Source organism: Methylobacterium nigriterrae (assembly GCF_037106235.1).
Taxonomy (GTDB): domain Bacteria; phylum Pseudomonadota; class Alphaproteobacteria; order Rhizobiales; family Beijerinckiaceae; genus Methylobacterium; species Methylobacterium nigriterrae.
Window position 1 is genome coordinate 1 of the sequence record NZ_JBAWTG010000736.1, and the last position, 289, is coordinate 289.

General features: G+C 57.1%; 1 protein-coding gene. It reads left to right on the plus strand.

Features of this window, described 5'->3' with window-relative positions; translation table 11 throughout:
- Positions 1-20: 20 nt before the first annotated feature.
- Positions 21-289: formate/nitrite transporter family protein (locus WDW90_RS38935; protein WP_336492976.1), on the plus strand; the 269-nt coding region annotated here is incomplete at its 3' end.

Consider the following 289-nt stretch of genomic DNA (forward strand, 5'->3'; position numbering starts at 1 on the left):
CCATTTTTGCCACCACCGTATTGGCAGGCACAATAACGACCTTCGCTCCCAGTGGCGCTTTAGAATCGACGGGGCTCTTGCCTTACGGAGTCACGCGGTTGCTCAGCGGTCTGGCGTTCTGCGTTGGCATCCTTGCTGTGATCATCGCCGGTGCAGAGCTCTTCACCGGCAACAATCTCCTCGTCATGGCCTGGGCGAGCCACAAGGTGTCGACACGGGCGCTCCTCTACAACTGGATTCTCGTTTTTGTTGGAAACTTTGCCGGCGCGTTCTTCATGGCGTGTCTGAT